This is a genomic window from Spirosoma utsteinense, assembly GCF_014282275.1.
Taxonomy (GTDB): Bacteria; Bacteroidota; Bacteroidia; order Cytophagales; family Spirosomataceae; genus Spirosoma; species Spirosoma utsteinense.
In genome coordinates this window covers 145,588-165,949 of sequence record NZ_VFIA01000006.1, presented here as the reverse complement: position 1 = coordinate 165,949, position 20,362 = coordinate 145,588, and the positions used below count along the sequence as shown (strand labels likewise).

At 52.9% G+C, this 20,362-nt stretch carries 17 protein-coding genes; 11 read left to right on the top strand and 6 right to left on the bottom strand.

Going from position 1 to position 20,362, the window contains the following annotated elements:
• The first annotated feature begins 25 nt into the window (after positions 1-25).
• Positions 26-1,462 carry a Gfo/Idh/MocA family protein gene (locus FH603_RS06790; protein WP_186736709.1) on the top strand — a complete coding sequence of 479 codons (1,437 nt, stop codon included), beginning with the start codon at positions 26-28 and terminating at the stop codon, positions 1,460-1,462.
• Between the two features lie 22 nt (positions 1,463-1,484).
• Positions 1,485-2,186, top strand: a complete 702-nt coding sequence (locus FH603_RS06785; protein ID WP_186736708.1) for a hypothetical protein — start codon at positions 1,485-1,487, stop codon at positions 2,184-2,186.
• 2 nt (positions 2,187-2,188) lie between these two features.
• On the opposite strand, the gene FH603_RS06780 is transcribed toward FH603_RS06785, so the two are convergent.
• A complete protein-coding gene (locus FH603_RS06780) occupies positions 2,189-2,722 on the bottom strand; it encodes a sigma-70 family RNA polymerase sigma factor (RefSeq protein WP_186736707.1) in 534 nt (177 codons plus the stop codon).
• Positions 2,723-2,927: 205 nt separating this feature from the next.
• Between FH603_RS06780 and FH603_RS06775 the strand changes: the two genes are divergently transcribed.
• From FH603_RS06775 to FH603_RS06755, 5 genes are all read left to right on the top strand, one after another.
• Positions 2,928-3,971, top strand: a complete 1,044-nt coding sequence (locus FH603_RS06775; protein WP_186736706.1) for a class I SAM-dependent methyltransferase — start codon at positions 2,928-2,930, stop codon at positions 3,969-3,971.
• A gap of 88 nt (positions 3,972-4,059) precedes the next feature.
• Positions 4,060-4,365, top strand: coding sequence for a (2Fe-2S) ferredoxin domain-containing protein (locus FH603_RS06770; protein ID WP_186736705.1), 306 nt, complete (start codon positions 4,060-4,062; stop codon positions 4,363-4,365).
• An 80-nt stretch (positions 4,366-4,445) separates the two neighbouring features.
• Positions 4,446-5,138 carry a YjjG family noncanonical pyrimidine nucleotidase gene (locus FH603_RS06765; RefSeq protein ID WP_186736704.1) on the top strand — a complete coding sequence of 231 codons (693 nt, stop codon included), beginning with the start codon at positions 4,446-4,448 and terminating at the stop codon, positions 5,136-5,138.
• 69 nt (positions 5,139-5,207) lie between these two features.
• Positions 5,208-7,268 (top strand): FAD-dependent oxidoreductase, encoded by a 2,061-nt coding sequence (locus tag FH603_RS06760; protein ID WP_186736703.1) that lies wholly within the window; start codon positions 5,208-5,210, stop codon positions 7,266-7,268.
• A gap of 17 nt (positions 7,269-7,285) precedes the next feature.
• Entirely contained in the window at positions 7,286-8,074 is a 789-nt protein-coding gene (locus tag FH603_RS06755; protein WP_186736702.1) for a 3-hydroxyacyl-CoA dehydrogenase, read from the top strand.
• A 92-nt stretch (positions 8,075-8,166) separates the two neighbouring features.
• Here the strand turns inward: FH603_RS06755 and FH603_RS06750 are convergent, their stop codons facing one another.
• The 5 genes from FH603_RS06750 to FH603_RS06730 form a co-directional block, all read right to left on the bottom strand.
• Positions 8,167-10,980, bottom strand: coding sequence for a TonB-dependent receptor (locus FH603_RS06750; protein ID WP_186736701.1), 2,814 nt, complete (start codon positions 10,978-10,980; stop codon positions 8,167-8,169).
• A gap of 116 nt (positions 10,981-11,096) precedes the next feature.
• The gene (locus FH603_RS06745) at positions 11,097-11,921 is read right to left on the bottom strand and encodes an MBL fold metallo-hydrolase (RefSeq protein ID WP_186736700.1); all 825 of its coding nucleotides are present in this window, start codon (positions 11,919-11,921) and stop codon (positions 11,097-11,099) included.
• Positions 11,922-12,017: 96 nt separating this feature from the next.
• Positions 12,018-12,902, bottom strand: a complete 885-nt coding sequence (locus tag FH603_RS06740) for an FKBP-type peptidyl-prolyl cis-trans isomerase (protein WP_186736699.1) — start codon at positions 12,900-12,902, stop codon at positions 12,018-12,020.
• Positions 12,903-12,976: 74 nt separating this feature from the next.
• Positions 12,977-14,044 carry an MBL fold metallo-hydrolase gene (locus FH603_RS06735; protein WP_186736698.1) on the bottom strand — a complete coding sequence of 356 codons (1,068 nt, stop codon included), beginning with the start codon at positions 14,042-14,044 and terminating at the stop codon, positions 12,977-12,979.
• A gap of 92 nt (positions 14,045-14,136) precedes the next feature.
• A complete protein-coding gene (locus tag FH603_RS06730; protein WP_186736697.1) occupies positions 14,137-15,096 on the bottom strand; it encodes a fasciclin domain-containing protein in 960 nt (319 codons plus the stop codon).
• A 295-nt stretch (positions 15,097-15,391) separates the two neighbouring features.
• On the opposite strand from FH603_RS06730, the gene FH603_RS06725 reads away from it, so the two are divergent.
• From FH603_RS06725 to FH603_RS06710, 4 genes are all read left to right on the top strand, one after another.
• On the top strand, positions 15,392-16,129 hold the full coding sequence (locus FH603_RS06725; protein WP_186736696.1) for an undecaprenyl pyrophosphate synthase: 738 nt from the start codon (positions 15,392-15,394) through the stop codon (positions 16,127-16,129).
• 102 nt (positions 16,130-16,231) lie between these two features.
• Entirely contained in the window at positions 16,232-18,826 is a 2,595-nt protein-coding gene (gene bamA / locus FH603_RS06720) for an outer membrane protein assembly factor BamA (protein WP_186736695.1), read from the top strand.
• Between the two features lie 161 nt (positions 18,827-18,987).
• Positions 18,988-19,596, top strand: coding sequence for an OmpH/Skp family outer membrane protein (locus tag FH603_RS06715; protein WP_186736694.1), 609 nt, complete (start codon positions 18,988-18,990; stop codon positions 19,594-19,596).
• Positions 19,597-19,614: 18 nt separating this feature from the next.
• Positions 19,615-20,310: an OmpH/Skp family outer membrane protein gene (locus FH603_RS06710; RefSeq protein ID WP_186736693.1), complete on the top strand. Its 696-nt coding sequence runs from the start codon at positions 19,615-19,617 to the stop codon at positions 20,308-20,310.
• The last annotated feature ends 52 nt before the right edge of the window (positions 20,311-20,362 follow it).

The window sequence follows — 20,362 nt, the reverse complement described above, 5'->3', positions numbered from 1 at the left end:
CGTTCTTACGTTAACCTATTTCTGCATGAAAGCCAATCGACGTATCTTTCTTCAAACCTTGTCTGCTGCTTCAGCGTTGGTGGCGACAAAGAGCCTCGCCAGCCCGCTTGGTTTTAATTATATCCCAAACCTGAAGCGCATCAGCCCAAACGACAAGATTCGTATTGCTACTATAGGTATGGGCATTCAGGGGAACTACGATACGATAGCAGCCCTGCGCAATCCCGATGTAGAACTGGTTGCCGTAGCCGATCTGTATAATGGCCGGCTCGAACATGCCAAAACTGCTTTCGGAAAAGATAAATCCCTGTTCGCTACCCGTGACTACCGTGAAGTGCTGGCCCGGCCTGATGTCGATGCCGTCCTTGTGGTAACCCCGGATCACTGGCACGATCACATCACGATTGCAGCGCTGAAAGCAGGAAAGCACGTTTATTGCGAGAAGCCGATGGTGCAGCATATCAACGAAGGCAAAGCCGTGATCGACGCCTGGAAAAAATCGGGCAAAACCATGCAGGTGGGTAGCCAACGGATTAGTAGTGCGTCTTTTCAGGAAGCAAAGCGGCTGGTTCAGGCGGGCGAAATTGGTGCGATCAACTACATCGAATCCAACAACGACCGTTTCAACGCCATTGGTGCCTGGAACTACTCGGTCCCACCCGATGCCTCACCAGCAACGCTCGACTGGGACCGGTTCCTGGGCGATGCTCCCAAACGGCCCTTCGACGCGAACCGGTTTTTCCGGTGGCGCAATTATAAAGACTACGGCACCGGTGTGGCTGGCGACCTATTTATCCACCTCATTACAGGTGTCCATTTTGTGACTAATACACTCGGTCCAACCCGCGTCTACTCATCGGGCAACCTGGCTTACTGGAAAGAAGGTCGGGATGTACCCGATGTAATGACAAGTATCATGGATTACCCGAAAACGGAGCAGCATGATGCTTTTCAGATGGTGCTCCGCGTAAATTTTGCCAATGCGGGCAAGATCAGCAATGTAACGCGCATCATCGGGAATGAGGGCCAGATCGAGTTTTCGGAAGATAACCTCATCCTAACCAAAAAGAAACTTCCCATCGCACCCGGCTACGGTAACTATGACAGTTTCTTTACGTTTACAGAGCCTGTTCAGCAGGAGTTTGTCCGGCAGTACGACGCCAAGTACCCGCCCGAAACCCGCACCGCTGAGCCTGTTAAAGAAATTCGCTTCGACGCGCCAAAAACTGACGATCCACACGCACAGCACTTCGCCGATTTTTTCAAGAATGTTCGCGAAGGCAGTCAGGGTACCGTCGAAGACCCCGTCTTCGGCTTCCGTGCAGCCGCCCCGGTACTGGCCTCCAACAAAAGCTATTTCGAAAAGAAGGTAATTCACTGGGACCCGGTCACCATGACCGAAGGCGACCCCGCTGCCCAGATTAGTAAAAAAGCAGTGGCTACCAGGAGCAAACGCACGTAGACCCAGCATCGACTTAGGCCTGATGAATGAATCAAGTAGCAACGCCCCGCGCTCAGGAAAACCATTTTACTGGTTCTGGCGCGGGGCGTTGCTCGTTCTTGTGCTGTGGTTGCTGACCGACCTGTTTGTTCCCAGAAAACACGACATCCGCCAGTTTGACCCGGCCGAAGTAGCCCGGCTGGAAACAGCCATGTGGCGGTCTTACTATGACAAAAATCCGGTTCTGCTGCTCTGGCAGTTGGCCGGGGGGTTGCGACAGCAGTTTCACGCACCTTTCTGGCGATCGTTTGGGCTGGCATTTCAGGCTACAAGGGCCGCATTTACCTTCAAAAAAGGCCACTCTGATGCCGACTACCAGCAGGCCCTGCCCATTCTGGTTGACTATTATCGATCGATCCAGGCGCTCAGCAGTGTTCAGTTCGACATCCAGCGCGTTTCCTCTCTGGAACTCGACTGGTGGATTGTTCATCGGCAGCGTGATCGGTATTCCTATGCTGATCTGGCCAATGTACTGGCGAAAACATCGGCAGCTCTATATAATCAACCGGTCGCCAGATTCACTACCTATGCCCATTTACGGGCCAATGCGATGAAATTATGCGACGAGGCAGGACAACTGCCAAACGGCGCTACTGATACCGATTGGCAACGCATTCGCCAAGCTCTGAATCAGGCGTGGGGTAACCTGCACGAGGTTGTTCAGCCAGCCAGTCCAAACACTTGAAACTACCGGGGTGCCTGGGTAGTTCGCAGTTGCTGCATAGCCAGCCGCAACTGCTGCCGGGCCGTTTGTGACGGCAGGCCCAGTTTGGCAACCGCTTCCTCTGGCGTACAATTGTTGAAAAGTACGGCATCGATCAGGTTTTTTCCCGAAAACGAAACCGACTCAATGTCACGCCCGGTTGCTGCTGCGATGCTGGTTCGGCCAGTGATTACCTGACTGGTACTGGTAAGCTGTAGACCAGCGGGCTCTGCTATTCTGGCTGTTTCTCTGGCTTCCAGCGCAGCAGCACGCGCCACCGACAGCAACCAAACAAACACAGGTTGACCAGCAGGGCGGGATGGGCTTACCTGGGAACGTATTTTCGTAAACGTAACTTCCAGCAATCGGATGGCTTCAGCTTTATCGCTCACCATAGCGTTGATAATACCCAGTAACAGCGTAGCGTATTGATCATATAGTCTGGAAAAATGAGCTGGGTCGATTGGTACAATGTCGTTCGGAGGTGAAGTTGTAGACGAAAGTTGGGGGCGGTTCATTGTAGTGGGGTGGAGTGATATTTCATAACGAAACAGGCAGATACATAGTAACTAGCCAGAGTTATTTTGGTTTATCATCCTCATAAACACATACATACAAATTTGACTAAACCACCGTTTACTCAACAAACACCTCAAAATAAGTTAAAATCCTGCGGACAGAATTGCTTTTTGTGCGTTGTATGAACAGACGCAACCACTTTCCATGCAACTCACCATTTCTCCCGAAAACCCGCTCGAATGGATTGCCCTTCGTGCCAACCTTGCTCCCATTCCACTGCTCCATGCCCAAATAATGCCAGTATTGGCCAAAGCCGTTTTGGAAGCGGCTGACAAAGGGGTTTTCGATGCCGCAAAAGATGGTCCGCAGACGCTCGACGAATTAGTGAGCACGCTTAAGCTGAACCGAAAGGCATTAGGCGAGTTGATGGGTCTGCTAACAGCGATGGGCTACTTCACCTACCAGCAGGACCGCTTTAAACTGACACCCATGGCCCGGCGGTTTGCCCTTAAAGACGATCCGCAATCGGTACACGGGATGATGGTCTTCAACAACCGTGTTATGTGGGACTGGATGAGTCACCTGGGTGAGTATCTGGAAACAGGGAAGGGAATTCAGTACCACGACTCGCTTACGGCCGAACAATGGCGCTATTATCAGGAAGGTATGGTAGCCGCTACCAATACCGAAGCGCGGGAATTCGGCCGTCGGGCTCCCGTTCCCAGGTCGGCTCAGCACATGCTCGACATTGGTGGTTCACATGGACAGCACTCGGTAGCGCTCTGCAAAAAATTACCGGCCCTGACATCGGTCATTCTCGATCTGCCCGCAGCTATTGAACAGGCCGCTCCCCTGCTGGCCCGTCAGGGTATGGGTGACCGGGTTTGCCACCGGCCGGGTAATGCCCTTACCGACGACTTCGGCGAAGGCCAGTATGATATTATCCTGCTGTCGAGCCTGGCCCACCATTTCACGCCCGAGCAAAATCAACTGGTAGCTAACAAGATAGGGCGGGCACTGCGGCCGGGGGGTGTCTTCATCGTCAATGAGTTTATCAAACCGGAGGTGGGCCAGAAGCCAGAACTGGTGGGCAGCAGCACTGATTTATTTTATGGATTGAGCAGCACAGCCGGTAACTACTCCATCACCGAAATTCAGGACTGGCAGCGACTGGCGGGGCTTAAAGCGCACAAAGTTGTCAGCTACCGGACGTTGCCGGGCCGGGCCATGGTCGTTGCGAAGAAATAAAGAGCGTTTGGTTATACCTCAACCACTGGCAAAACCTGCGCGCTTCGGTTTAACTTTGTCCAGCGTTTACGAATCCCAAACGAACCTGATGAAATTCAAAAAACACGTCTTTATCTGTACCAATCAGAAAGATGCCCCCAAGAAGAGCTGCGGTACCGAACACGGTCTGGCCTTAGTCGATGCGTTCAAGGCTGCCCTGGCTGAGCGGGGCCTGTTGAAAGAAATGCGGGCGCAGCGCACCAGTTGTCTCGATGCCTGCGCTTTCGGCCCAACCCTGGTCGTTTATCCTGAAGGTACCTACTACGGTAATGTGCAACTGTCCGACGTAGCCGAAATTGTGGACAGTCATCTGGTCAACGACCAGCCCGTCGATCGGCTCAAGCTGGACTTTTGATGATCGTATGCGTTATGTGGTTATAGCGTTTCATGGCCTGCCCTGCGCTATAACCATATAACCGTACAACCCAACTATACATGAAATACCGCCATCTTTTCTTCGACCTCGACCATACGCTCTGGGATTTTGACCGGAACTCGGCGGAGTCGATCGCCGAACTTTTCGAGACATTCCGGCTGGCCGATGCAGGCATTGCGTCAGCAGCTGAGTTCAGCACCCATTTTATCGCTATCAACCGGCAGTTATGGGCTGACTACGACCAAAATATCATCACCCACAATTACATTCGGGAAAATCGCTTCCCAATGGTATTCCGGTCGCTGGGCGTCGATGAATCGACTATTCAGGCCGACCTCAATGCGGAGTACCTGAACATATTACCCCGAAAACCGCACCTGCTGGAGTCGGCCCGGGAAGTGCTGGATTACCTGAAGGGGCGCTACACGATGCATATCATCACGAACGGGTTTGCCGAAATTCAGGCCGTAAAAATGGATAGCGCCGAGATTGCTCACTATTTTACGCATGTGGTCACCAATGGCCTTATAGATGCCAAAAAACCAGATCCTGTCATTTTCCAATACGCCATGGAAATCAGTGGGGCCGACGTATCGGAGAGCCTGATGATCGGCGACAGCTACGGTGCCGACATTCTGGGCGCTAAAGGCGTTGGCATGGACACCGTTTTTTACAATACCGGCGGAATCGTTGTCAATGATAAGCCGACGTATGATATCCGGCACTGGAACGAACTGATGAACATTTTGTAATATCGCCCGGAGGGGCAGCATTAATAACCGTTTCACAGCCGACCCGGGGCGGCACTGCACTACTCGTCTATGAAACGACTTGGCTTCCTTCTATTGCTTTTCCCCGGCCTGTTGCGCGCTCAACAACTTACTACCGTCGACGTTTGTGTATACGGCGGTACGTCGGCCGGTGTGATAGCAGCTTATACAGCGAAAAAAGCAGGTAAATCCGTTATCCTCATTGAACCGGGCGACCACATTGGCGGGCTGTCGGCGGGTGGGCTTGGCGCTACCGATATCGGCAATAAATTCGCCATTACGGGGCTGGCGCGGGATTTTTACCGGCGTATTGGCAAACACTATGGCAAACTTGAGCAGTGGACCTTTGAGCCACACGTTGCCGAAAACCTCTTCAAACAGTACCTCCGGGAGGCCGAAGTGACCTCGTTTTTCAACTACCAGATTACAGCGGCTCAGGTAGTCAACAACACGATCCAGTCGATCACCCTCAAACTCGCTATTCCCAAAGACCAACAGGGAGGAGAATGGCACGTTTATCCGCCGGGGTATACACTTACCAAAATTATTCGGGCGAAGCAGTTCATCGACTGCACCTACGAGGGTGACCTGATGGCAAAGGCAGGCGTGGCATATACCATTGGGCGGGAAGCCAACAGTCAGTATGGCGAAACCTGGAATGGTGTTCAACGGCTCGACAAGCACCAGTTTCCCGACGGCGTTGACCCGTATGTAGTGCCCGGCAAACCCGAGAGTGGTCTTCTCTACGGCATCAGCACCGCTAAGCTGGCCCCTAACGGCTCCGGCGACCGGTCCATTCAGGCGTATAACTACCGCATGTGCCTGACCAACGACCCCGCCAACCGCAGGGCCATTACCCGCCCGGCGGGGTATGACTCCACGAAATACGAATTGCTGCTGCGGCAGATTGCGAAGCAGGCACCGAAGGAATTGACCTGGAACCTGATGCACTTCGTGTCGATGCCCAACCGCAAAACCGACATCAACAACTGCGGAGGTTTCTCGACCGATATGATCGGGGCCAATGTCGACTATGCCGAGGCAGACTACGACCGCCGGGCGGCCATCATCCGTGACCACGAACAATACACCAAAGGGCTGTTCTATTTCATTAGCCACGACCCGCGCATGCCCAAACACCTGCGCGACGAAATGCTGCAATGGGGGTATCCCAGGGATGAATACGTCGAAAACGACAACTTTTCGCACCAGCTCTACATCCGCGAAGCCCGGCGCATGGTGGGTGAGTATGTGATGACACAGGCCAATTGCGAGGGCAAAGCCGTTGTTACTGATGGAGTGGGTATGGCGGCTTATACCATGGATTCGCATAACTGCCAGCGGTTGGTTGTCGTCGGTAGTGACGGAGCCCCGATGGTACGCAATGAGGGCGATGTGCAGGTTGGCGGCTTTCCACCCTACCCAGTCAGCTATCGGGCGATGGTACCCAAACGGGAATCGATCCGAAATCTGCTTGTACCGGTTTGCTTATCGGCCAGCCACATCGCCTACGGGTCGATTCGGATGGAGCCGGTGTTTATGGTGCTGGGCCAGTCGGCAGCGGTTGCAGCGTGTCAGGCTATCGACGAGAAAAAAGCGGTACAGGATATCAGCATCAAAACACTCCAGACCCGGCTTGCTCTGAACCCGCTCATGAACGGCTCATTACCTGAAATCCTCATCGACAACGACGACACAACACGGGTAGAACGAACAGGTGACTGGCTCCGGGAAACGACGGGCGGCAAATACGGTCTATCGATGCTGCTTGCCGATAGCAGCCACGGGACAAAGACCATTCGGTTTGTTCTCCCGCAAAACCGGCCCGGCCGATACCGGGTGTACATCTATAACCCTCTCCCGACGGGCGGTGGTGGCAATCCGGATCAGTATGAACGGCAGGCCCAGAAAGCCAGCCGGGTTTTAGTACGACTCAACACCGGCAAAGGGCTGAAACGGCTGACCCTCGATCAGCAGCTTCACGCCAACGACTGGATCAGCCTGGGCGAGCATCAGTTAACAGCTGGTTCAACGCCATACCTTGAACTAAGCAGTGAGGGTGCCAATGGCCTTGTCGTAGCCGATGCGGTGCTGTTCGTACCTATTTTTTAATCAATTTTATCAGCTTTATGAATTTACAACAAGCAACGGCCATCGTTACCGGAGGAGCTTCGGGTCTGGGCGAAGCAACCGTCCGGATGCTGGCCGCAAATGGCGCCAATGTTATCATCCTTGATTTGAACGAGGAACGGGGCCAGGCACTGGTACAGGAACTGGGCGGGACCGTCCGGTTCCAGAAAACCGATGTCACCAATGAAGCCGATGTACAGTCAGCGATCAACCTGGCGATTGAGACGTTCGGTAACCTCAGCATAGCCGTCAACTGCGCCGGTGTCGTTGAAGCGCGCAAAACCCTCGGCAAAGTTGATGGCGTATACGGCGCTCACTCACTGGCGGTGTTTCAGAAAGTGATTGCGGTCAACCTCATCGGGACGTTCAACGTGATTCGACTGGCGGCTCTGGCTATGGAAGCGAACCCGTCCGGAGCAGCTCCGTTCGAAGGTGAACGGGGCGTTATCATCAACACAGCCTCTGTAGCCGCCTACGATGGCCAGATGGGTCAGGCCGCTTATTCGGCGTCGAAAGGTGGTATTGTGGGAATGACCCTGCCTATCGCCCGCGACCTGGCCCGGTCGGGTATTCGCGTGATGAGTATCGCCCCGGGTCTGTTTGAGACACCCATGATGATGAGCCTTCCCGATGACGCCCGGCTGTCGCTGGGCCAGCAGGTGCCGTTCCCATCGCGGCTCGGTCGCCCCGCCGAATACGCCCAACTGGTGAAATCCATCGTTGAGAACCCAATGCTGAATGGCGAAGTAATCCGACTGGATGGTGCTATTCGAATGGGGCCGAAATAAGAAAGGGTAAGTAACACGTGGGGGTAGTAGTGGTGTCAGTTTTAAGAACCGACACCACTACTACCCCCAACTCGTATCCGCTCTAAAAAGTATTAGAAATTGGCCGAGACATTCAGGAAATAATAGCCACCATTGGCCCCAAACTGTGTGGCACTGCGGCTGTAAACAAACCGCCCAAACGAAGTATTATCCGCTACCGCCGACCCAAACCGCTCTGGCGTGGCGTATTGGGCTTTTTGTAGTTTGTCTGGATAGACATCGAAGAGATTATTCGCACCGAGGGTAAGGGTGACGGCGGGCATAAACCGGTAAGACACACTAAAATCCGTTACGAGTCTTGGGCTGAAGGTTTCGTCCAGCACCGGGTTAATGGGGTCGAAGCTTACCACCTCGCCGAAGTGCGTAAACCGGAGAACCGCCCCAATTTTCCGCAACCGGTAATTACCGGTCAGCGAGATCTTGTTCTTGGGTTGGGCCAGGGTCAGACGAGCGCTATCCTGCCGGTTGAAAAGTGAATTTCCCAATTGGGCGTCGGCAGGCAAGTTGGCAGGCCGACGAATTTCGCCCCGCACCTGTGTCCTGTTCACATTGGCTGCCAGGGTTACGTCCAGCGTTCCCGTAGCCAGCCGCGGGCTGGTCGCAATAACCACATCAATACCCTGCGTTCGGGTATTGACCGCATTGGCAAAGAACTGGGCAGCATTTACGTCCTGCTGACCAGCGCCGTTCAGAATGTTTGCCACAATCAGGCCTGCTCCACTCGTACCCCGGTTGAACTGATTACTGTAAATAATGCGGTTACGAATATCGATCTGATACGCATCGACCGTAATACTGATGTTGGCCAGCGGGCGCGATGTGATGCCAAGGCTGTAATTTGTCGACTGCTCGGCCGTAAGCGGAGGTACGCCAAACGCCTGTGCAATAGGACTATCGTTCCGATAGGTACCCGTCTGGCGCGGCTCCAGCCCCTGCCCCGTCGATACGAATACGGTGCTGACCGCACTGAAATACCGCTGGTGTAAACTCGGTGCCCGAAAGCCATTGCTGATCGTACCGCGCAGGGAGAAAGCTTCGCCGAATTTGTACCGGGCTGCCAGTTTACCCGCTACGTTTCCACCAAAATCATTGTAATACTCATAGCGGCCTGCCGTATTAACCAGCAGACGATCGGTAATGTCAGATTCTATATCTACATAAGCGCCATACACATTTCGGGTAGCCATTACAGCATTGGACGGTTGATAACCCGGAAATACCTGTGCGCCACCCACCTTGCCCGACTGTGGGCTGAAGTTGAGATACGAAGCCGCTTCACCCGGCCGGATGCCGTACCGGTCGTTGCGGTAGTTCAGGCCAACCGCCACGTTGAACGTTTTCAGGCCCAGCTGCGTACCGAAATCTTTTGCCGCGCTGGCATCGGACGTATTCTGGTAAAAGCTTAATGTGCCTGCGTAAAACTCAGTAGGGTTGTTGGTCGTACCCAGATATTGCAGGGATGCATTGTTGCTGTTCGTCACGTCGAAACGAAACGCGTTACCACCATACACATTGCTTACATCCCATCGCCAGCCATTCGACTCGCCATTGACGCCCACCAGCATCGACTGGTCGTTGATGGTCGACTGAATATTTGGTAGAAATCCGTTGGGGAAAAGTTCTGGAATGACCTGCGTAGTTTGGTATGGATACCGAAACAGGCCGGTAGCCAGACCACGGCGGTAGTTCAAGCCGCCCGTAGCGTAGAAACTAGCTTTGGCACCGAGAGGAACGCGGGCATTCAGAAAGAAACCAGCATTCTCGACCCGCGAGTTACCCGCCTGGATATTGCGCGACCGATCGAAGCCGTTTTGCTGAATCAGCGTCTGATCCTGATCATAAAGCCCCTGCCGACGGGCGACATAAGCAGCATCCGTCTCAGGTACGCCGTTTACCGTATTGCGTCCTGCGTTCCAGTTCACATAAACGGGCCCGGTATAATCGCCCGCCCGGTTGGTAGCGCCCCGATGCCGAAATTCAGCTGTCAGGCTCAGAAACCCATTTCCCTTCAGCTTGAAGCCCTGGTTGAGGCCAATCTGAGCCACTCCGCCGTCACCCGCATACTGCTGACCTATCTGGGCGTTGACGCTGGTGCCGGGCCGTTCTTTAAGCCGCAGATTGATAACCCCGGCAATGGCATCGGAGCCATACTGCGACGATGCGCCATCCCGTAACACCTCGATCCGCTCAATAGCTGCGGATGGAATCGCATTAAGATCCGTCCCTACCGAACCGCGTCCAACGGTGCCATTCACGTTGATGAGGGCCGTATTATGCTGACGCTTGCCATTCAGCAGGACCAGCACCTGATCGGGCCCAAGACCGCGAATAGAGGCCGGATCGATGTGGTCGGTACCATCCGCAATGGTCTGGCGCGAGGAATTGAACGAGGGGGCAACGAAGTTAAGCTGCTGGGTTGGCTCAACCTGCCCTGTTGCGACCAGATCCCGCGATTGAATGACATCGACCGGTGCTACGGTTTCGGTACTGGTGCGGGCCTGCGTTGAGCGCGAACCAACGACAACGACTTCGCTCAAGGTAGCCAGTTGCTCTTTCAGCGAGAAATTGACCGTAACCGGTTCCCCGGTACTGACCTGAGCTGGGTTCGTAACCGGTTCGAACCCGACAAAGCTGGCCCGAAGTGTGTAGGAGCCCGTACCAAGTGACAGCGTGTAATCGCCATTGGCGTCGGTTGTGGTTCCGCTCGTACCGCCCACTGCAATCACGGTTACACCGGGTAAAGCAATTCCCGTAGTGGCATCCGTAACACGCCCCCGAACGCCCTGCGCCAGGGCCGCTGCGGTGGCCAGCAGACTGCAGCCGAAGATTATGAATAAAATAGAAACTCGTCGGGTAAATGTTATCATGTCCATTGAGTAAGTAGAAATATTGCCAGAGAATACGTCGACAATCATTACTAAATGGCAATAGTTCCAGCTCATCCTGTTATTCGAGGGAGGGGGATAAGCCTGTCGTGAGTTAGTTACAGCATCGCTGCCGGGGCATCCTGTAAGATGGATTGGATCAGGTGAACGACCCCTACGTCGTTACCCGTAAAACCCCGTAACCACCACTGTTCCTGCAACCCGGCGGCTCGCTGGAGGGCCCTCCCCCGTAGCCCCCGCTGGTGAGCGGTCTGGACGCGCTCCACGAGCGATTCAAGGTATTCCAGTTTGCGCTCCACCGCCCTTCGCCCATTTTTCAATACCGGATTATGCCCGCAAAACACCGTATCAAAATCATGAGTCAGTATACGCCGGGTAGAATCGATCATCTGATAAATATTTTCGCCCCGCCGGAACAGGCGTAGATTACCGATATAAAAATCACCCGAAAACAACCACCCCTCGCGGTTTTCGAGCAGGACGTGATGGTCGTCGGAATGGCCGGGTGTATAGATGGACGTAAAGCTATGCCGACCCGTTTCCAGTACCGCAGGCAATGGCAACACACCGGGACAAGGATCGATTTGACCAAACCAGAACCGCTCGTATGGCAGCAACCCGAAGCCATTGGCCACTCGTTCGCCAGTAAGCGGGCCCGCCAGCACGGGGCACCGATGCCGGCTACGCAGAGCAGCCGCATTGCCGGAATGGTCTTCATGAAAGTGAGTAAGCACAATCTGATCGATAGGTTGACGGGCCAATGCAGTAAGCACCTCCCCCTGCATGTGTCGCTGAGCAGTGTCGATCAGCAGCCCATCCAGCCAGTAACACCAGACCGACACTGGCCGCACAAACCGTATGGGAGAATACCCAAACCGATAGCCCCGGACCGGACCGTGGTGTAGGGACTGCTGTACTTTCATAGGGCTGGGTTACGTACGACCGACTTTAGCCGGGTTACAAAAAAAGCCTGCAACGTGTCTGTTGCAGGCCATAAAGCTACTGAATCAACCGCTATATTACTTGGCAGAAACAAGCTCCAGATCGAACCGTAGTGGAGCATAGGGAGCAATCAAATACCGATTGCTCTGGATAACACCCGCGGTGCCATAACCCAGCGATGACGGAAAGATAATCGTTGCTTTCTCCCCAACTCTCATCTTGGAGAGACCCTCCTCAAAGCCTTTTGCGTATTTATTCTGACCCAGGGTTGCCTCGAAAGTACCAACCCCCGTACTATCGAAGGCACTGGCTGTCCGTAACTGCTTACCCAAATATCTTACGTTAAGAATTTGTCCTGAGGCAGGTACGGCCCCACCGGCGTTGGTTACGGTCCGGATGAAGCGTACGCCACTGGTGGTGGTTTCTGTTACTACCAGCTTATTTCTCGTGATATAATCATCGATCTGCTGCGCTTCGGTCCGGGACCGGGCCAGGGAAACGTCGAAACGGGCAACCGAGTAGGCTGGTAATGTTGGTCTGACCTGATCATTATACGCCAGATAGGATGGAATAAGGAGTGTTGCTTTTTCACCCTCGCGCATCACGCTAAGCCCCTGTTCTAGACCAGGAAATACCGATCCAATACCCAGCGGGTAATAAACAGGGGCCGCCGTTGTCGAACTATCGACAAGCAGACCAGTCTTCAGGTTAGTCACTTTGTAGCTGAATTCAAGCTCTTCCCCTACTGTTGCCAGTTTTCCGGTTGGATTAGGGCTGGTGATGTAATAGTACAGACCGGACGCTAATTTGGTACCGTTCAGTTTGTTGGCCGTCACATAGTCTTTAATCTCGACGTCGTTCGCGTCATAGAACTTGACCGCCGGATCGACAGATTCTTTCGTGCAGGCCGATAACCCACTGATCAATAAAGCACTTAGAATAGAAAAATGAAGTTTACGCATAGAGGTAAATTAACGAACAATTACTAGTACTACGCTGATTGACCCCATTTTGTGGCGAAGCGTTGGCAGAGAACTCATTTTTTTTGATCGACTGTCAGGCTGGCACCCGCTTTTAATGCCTGAAACCGATCGGCAGGAATTCCTTTTTCTGCCAGTGCCTTCCGCAAATCGTCGACTGGCTCAGCCTCGCCATCATCGGCTAGCGGGAAGGTGCCGAAGTGAATGGCCACGCTTTGCTCCGACCGGACATCGGCATGAATCCGGACCGCTTCGGCAGGATTGCAATGGACGGGCGACATAAACCAGTTGGGCTTGTAGGCCCCTATTGGAATCAGTGCCAGTTGCAACGGGCCGAACTGCTCGCCGATAGCGGCAAAATGAGGGCCATAGCCTGAATCACCCGCAAAATACAGCTTACCCACAACTTTGTTGTCAATGACATAGCCTGCCCACAGCGTTCCATTCCGGTCGAATAATCCCCGCCCGGAGAAGTGCTGCGCCGGAACGCAGTGAATGGTTGTCTCTGGATCATAAACCACCGACTGCTGCCAATCCATCTCGGTTACCTGCTGACATCCGTGCTGCTCCAGAAACGCTTTTACGCCAAGCGGGCAGTAAACCCGGGGCTTATCGCGGGCACAAAGCTTCTTTACCGTACCAATTTCCAGGTGATCCCAGTGGTTGTGGCTTAGCAACAGTATATCAATCTTAGGAAGATCCTCAAACCGAATTCCAGGTGGGGCATTCCGCTTAGGACCGGCAAACTGGAAGGGGCTCACCCGATTCTCATAAATAGGATCTGTCAGCACGTTTAGTCCATTGAACTGAAGCAATACTGCCGAGTGATTGATAAACGTTACCCGCACCGGGCCTTGTGGCACGCGGGCTGGTGGTGCCGGAGCAGGTGGGTCATTATGAAATTCACCCCACGGTTGGGTGCGCTCGTGGTTCAGTTGCCAGCCAATCACCTCACGAAACCCCTTTGGCGACGGAGCACCGGGCGTAAAAAACTCTTTGCCATCGAAATGGTCGCTTACCGCCCCTGTATAGCGCGGTGCCGAAATAACAAACCCCACGACCAATGCACCAATGATTATAAATACAATCAGCACACCCAGAACCAGCAAAATTTTAGGGAGCATAGCGAACATAAACCAGCCCACAACTTCAGTTGTGGGTTAATCGTTAATGGTTAATCGTTATCGGTTAATGGTTATGCGGTATTGATTATGGGTTACGGCACCAACACCTGATCGATAACATGGATAACACCATTCGTCGTGGTCAGATCAGGCTCCCGGATAACCGCCTGCGATGTATTTCGGTTGCCTTTGACAGTAATAAAGTTATTTGTCACGGTTACTGACAGTCGGCTGTTAGTGAGCATCGTCGTGATGGTTCCGGTCAGGAGCTGATTGGAAAACACCACACCAGACGCGGTATGATACAGCAGTAAGTTAGACAGCACCTGCGGATCAGCGACGTCGATCGCACTCAGACTACCGAAGCGGGAGTCGGCTTTGAAGGCCTCGTCGTTAGGAGCAAACAGGGTCAATGTACTACTCGACGTAGTGCCGTCGAAGGTCCCCGCCAGGGCAGGGTTGGTGGCACGGATGCGCCGAATGACAGCCGCCAGAAACGTCAGATTCGGATTAGCCTGGATGGTCGTCAGCAGGTTACCCGCTGCGGGCGTCAGCAATCGGTCGATCACATGGATATAGCCGTTAGCAACGACAAGATCGGGTTGCGTCACCTGGGCATTGTTGACATAAACCGTACTACTTCCAGTCTTATTGATGTAAACAGCGCTTTGGTTGATGGTCGGTACGGAGTTGAGCCCCTCGGGGAGCGCTGTCGATGAAACAGGCGACGTGAGTAAGTGATAAAGTATTATTTGCTTGACCCGCTCCGTGGGAAGCGCCGTAATAGCCGCTTCGGTGGCTAGCCCTGCCTGTTGAAATGCCGCATTAGTAGGGGCAAACAGCGTCAGGTTACCCCCTTTGAGTACATCGCCAACATCGGCATGATTCACAGCCGCCCGCAGCAGACTAAACTGATCATCCTCAAGGATACGGTCGGTGATCGTTTGGGGTACGGCTACAGCATCGTCTGCCTGCTGGCAGCTTAACGAAGCTAGTACTATGGATATAAAGGCGGCCAGGTAGCGCAGTCCGGGCAAAAAGAAAAATTTCATAAGCAGCTTAGTAAGAAAGCGGGAGCAGCTACGTTCGGTATACCGTCCCCACAATTCGACAGGCAAAGATAGTGACTCTACCGGTGTGTAATGGAGCTACACGCTCAGGTGTATATCTACAGGCTGTATAGTCTTTTATAGTTATGACAGGTAAAGTCCGTAGGTGTAACGTCCCCTACACAGGCACAGATCCAAACACTTACCGATACGGGCAGGCTTTTTTAGCTCGTTTCGTCTGGCTAAATTTTCGTACCTTCGCGATCTTGTTAAATACTGTTAAATTTCCCCTATTGGGATGAAGGAACACATTGATCCGAGCAATCTGCCCCAGCACATAGCCGTTATCATGGACGGAAACGGACGCTGGGCCAAGCGGCAGGGAGCAGCCCGGGTATTTGGTCATCGTAACGCCATTAAGGCCGTACGGGAAACAACGGAAGGCTGTGCTGAGCTGGGTGTGAAATACTTGACGCTCTACGCCTTTTCCACCGAAAACTGGAACCGCCCGAAATATGAAGTAGATGCGCTCATGACGCTTTTGGTACATACGATCCGGGGTGAGATCAAAACATTGATGGAAAACAATGTGCGGCTCACCACCATCGGCAATACCGAAAGTCTGCCCGGCGACTGCCAGAACGAACTCGCAGAAGCCATGCGTGAAACGCAGAACAACACGGGCCTTACGCTCATTCTGGCGCTCAGCTACAGCGGTCGCTGGGAAATTATCGAAGCGGTGCGGCAACTGGCAACGGAGGTGCGCGACGGTCGGCTAACACCCGATGAGATCAATGATACCGTGTTTGGCCAACATCTGTCGACGGGCGGCATCCCCGACCCCGAGCTGATGATCCGAACCAGTGGTGAAATGCGTATCAGTAACTTTATGCTCTGGCAATTGGCCTACTCGGAACTGTACATGCCCGATGTGTTATGGCCCGATTTCCGTAAAAATCATTTGTACGAAGCTATTGTGAATTATCAGCAACGTGAGCGCCGATTTGGCAAAATCAGCGAACAGGTAACTAAATAACAAAGAGGCCAGGATTTCAGGTGGGTGGAGAACAAACCGTAGTCTCTGTCCCGGAATAGCACCAGAAATCTGAACCAACACACGGTATTAAATTAAATTAACTTGAAACACTGTATAAAAGTCATCTTAGGCGTTGCAGTTCTGCTCCTGAACCTGTCTCCCGGTTCCGTGCTGGCGCAGGTGCGCGTCGGTGCAGGGCGCGGTGCCGAACCGGTCGCCACGACCAATGACCTCCTCAATTATGCCAGTCCTAAAGATTACGAGATTGCGGGCCTGACTGTTACCGGCACCCGTTACCTCGACCCCAATTCGCTCGTTTCGCTGGCTGGCCTTAAAGTAGGCGACAAAATCCGCATTCCGGGCGAAGCAGTGGGATCGGCAGTGCGTAAACTGATGGAATCCGGCCTGCTGGATAACGTCGAAATGTTTGCTACCAGTGTCGTCGACAACAAAGTATCCCTCATGTTCAAGGTGCTGGAGCGTCCCCGTTTATACAAGGTAAGCTTCCTGGGTGTCAAAAAAGGTGAGCAGGATCAACTAAAAGACAAGGTAAAACTGAATCTGGGTAAGATCGTGACGAACACGATTACTAAAAACACCCAGATGGCCGTCCGTAAGTTCTTCATCGACAAAGGCTACCTGAATACGAAAGTCAAAATCACGACAATTCCCGATAGCGCCCGTAACAACGCAACGATGCGTGTGCTGGTCGACAAAGGTCAGAAAGTCAAGATTGCCAAAATCACGTTCGAAGGTCGCGAAGAAGTTGAGGAATCGGCTGTTCGAATGAAAATGAAGAGCACCAAGGAAATGCGCTTTGGCCGCTTATTCAGCCCATCGAAATTTGTGCCCAAGAAGTACGAAGAAGATAAGCAGAAGCTGGTTGCCTACTACAACAAACTGGGTTACCGCGACGCATCCATCGAAGGAGATACCGTTATCAATACCGGCGATAATACGATCAACCTGAACATCAAGCTGAACGAAGGACGGAAGTATTATTACCGCAACGTCGACTTCACGGGCAATTACCTGTACAAGGCCGAGCGGCTGCGCGAAGTATTGGGCGTAGTGAAGGGGGATGTATACGATCCGGAAGATCTGGAGAAAAAACTGAACGGAAATCCGGGTCAGGATTTAAGCTCACTCTACATGGATGATGGCTATTTGTATTACAACGCCCAGCCAGTAGAGAAAGCCGTGGATGGCGATTCTATCGACCTTGAGATCCGTATTTTCGAAGGAAAGCAGGCGACCATCAACCGGGTAATCCTGAACGGTAACACCAAAACGAGCGACCACGTAGTGATGCGTACCGTTCGTACCCTGCCCGGCCAGAAGTTTTCCAAAACGAACCTGATTCGTACCCAGCGGGAGCTATCGACGCTTGGCTACTTCGACCCCGAAAAAATTGGTATCAACCCTGTCCCTCAAAGCGACGGAACGGTCGATATCGAGTATACAGTCGAAGAAAAACCTTCCGACCAGATCGAATTATCGGGTGGCTGGGGTGGCTACGTAGGCTTCGTGGGAACATTGGGGTTGACCTTCAATAACTTCTCAGCCCGTAATATTGGCAACCTGAGCGCCTGGCGTCCACTGCCAGCGGGCGACGGGCAGCGGGTGCAGTTACGCTTCCAGGCCAATGGTAGTCAGTACCAGGTGTATTCGCTGTCGTTTACCGAGCCCTGGCTTGGTGGTCGCAAGCCCAATGCGCTGTCGGTAAGTGCCAGCCATACGGTATACCAAACGTTTTATGACCCGCTGGATCCAACCAGTCTGTACAGCGGTCTGAAAGGTCGCAAACCAACGGGGTCCTATACGAACACGGCGTTTACGGTTGGGTTGGGTCGGCAGTTGAAAGTCCCCGATGACTTTTTCTCCCTGACGAACTCACTGTCGTTTCAGCGCTACAACCTGAATAACCTCGACATTTTCCAGATCGGTTATAACAATGGGGTGTCCAATAACTTTACGTTCAACACCACCCTCTCACGGAACAGCATCGACAACCCGCAGTTTCCACGAAGCGGCTCGTCATTTACGCTGAGCGGCTCGTTCACCCCCCCCTACTCGGCATTCCGCAAGGTGGACATATCGTCGGAGAAACCGGAGGACAAGTACAAGTTTGTCGAATACCATAAATGGATGTTCGATGCCAGCTGGTTCCAGACCGTCTTCGGTAAGCTGGTGCTGAACACCCGGGCACACATGGGCTTCCTGGGTAGCTATAATAAGCGCACCGATATTGGACCTTTCGAACGGTTCGTTTTAGGAGGTTCAGGCTTAGCCGGTCAGGGACAGTTTGCCCTGGCACAGGATATCATTGGCCTTCGTGGCTATGACGACCGTAGTGTGTATACGGCCGACTACGACCGGACCAGCACCCCGCAGGAGCGCAGCCGGGGTGGCGTTGCTTACAACAAGTTCGTTGCTGAACTCCGTTATCCGGTTTCGCTGAATCCGTCGGCAACCATTTTCGTACTGGCTTTCCTGGAAGCGGGTAACAACTGGGGCAGCTACAAACAGTACAACCCATTCGACCTGAAGCGGTCAGCTGGTTTCGGCGCGCGTATTTTCATGCCGGCTTTCGGCTTGATCGGTATTGACTATGGTTACGGATTCGACAAGATTCCGGGCGTAAAAGACAAGGCAGCGGGTCAGTTTCACTTTACGATCGGACAGCAGTTCAGATAAGATTCTGAAATGCTGGTCGTTAGATAAGAGAGCAGGATAGCCAATTACGTTCAGATTAGTATAGCCAGTTAAACGGTTTAGCTGGCTATGTGTCTAACAGGTATTCGCTAGCATCCAGAATTGACAATCAACCAGTTCCGCCAAAAAAGTCAATCGTTGTCATGAAAAAGGTCCTTTTTTTCGTACTTTTGTGCGCCGTTTGGCTAGCGCCCCCCGCACAGGCGCAGAAATTCGGGTATGTGGATACGGAGTTCGTTTTCAGCAAGATGCCAGAATACCAAAAGGCATTAGGTGAGATCGACAAATTCACAGACAAGTGGTCGAAAGATATCCAGGACAAGTACGTTGAGATCGAGAAATTGCAGAAAACGTACCAGGCCGAGGAAATCCTGCTGACCGACGATATGAAGCGTGATCGTCAACGGGGACTTAGCGAAAAGGAGCGGGAAGCCCGCGAGTACAACAACAAAGTCTTTGGGTACGAAGGGTTGCTTTTCCAGAAGAAGAAGGAACTCATGAAAGCCCCGATGGAGTTGGTACAGCGAGCGATCGACAAGGTAGCGGTGCAGAAGAAATTAGACTTTATGTTCGACAAAGCGTCTGATTTCGTTATGCTTTACACCAATCCCCGTCACGATTATACCGACTACGTGATGGAAGAGTTGGGGCTCGATGCCGCCAGTGTTAAATCGACCGCTGGCAACGCGCCGGTACCCAAAACAGCCGGCGGCGACAGTCCGGCAACTAATGCAACCACAAAACCGAAGTAATACAAACAAGTAATTCAGATGAAGAAAAACCTAGTCATGGCGTTTGCAGCAGCCCTTCTGATGGGCGGTGTCAACGCACAGGCGCAAGCCCCAGCCGCAACCACGACTCCAACGACCACCGCATCAGCTGGGTCGCCTACCGTTGCTGGCCCGCTGAAGTTAGGCTATACCAATATTGATTATGTCCTGGCCCAAACGCCTGAAGCAAAAGATATTCAAAACCAACTCACTATTCAGCGGACTCAGTCGGAGAACGAACTGAAGCGGATGCAGAAAGAGCTGGAAGACAAGTACGGCGCCTACGAGAAGGGAGCCGCGCAGATGTCGGATGTTATTCGGAAAGACCGCGAAACTGAGTTGCAGGGATTGCAGGGCCGGATTCAGGAGTTTGGCCGTACCGCCGAAAATTCGCTGCAAACCAAGTATCAGCAATTGGTAAACCCAGTGGTTCAGAAAATCCAGAAAGCCATTGATGCTGTAGCTAAGGAAAATAGTTACACATACGTGTTCAACCTGGATGCCGGTGCCAACACTATCCCTATTCTACTCGTAGCACCTGAGCAGGATAACATCACGGAACTGGTATTGCGTAAGATGGGGATCGATCCGGCCAAAGCCGCAGCAGCCGCTGCTGCAGCCGCCAAACCTACTACGACACCGGCTAAACCCGCTACGACAGGCAGCAGTTCGACAACAGCGCCAAGGAAAAACTAATCAGTCAATACATACCATTGGTACAAAAAGCCTCTCCAACTGGAGAGGCTTT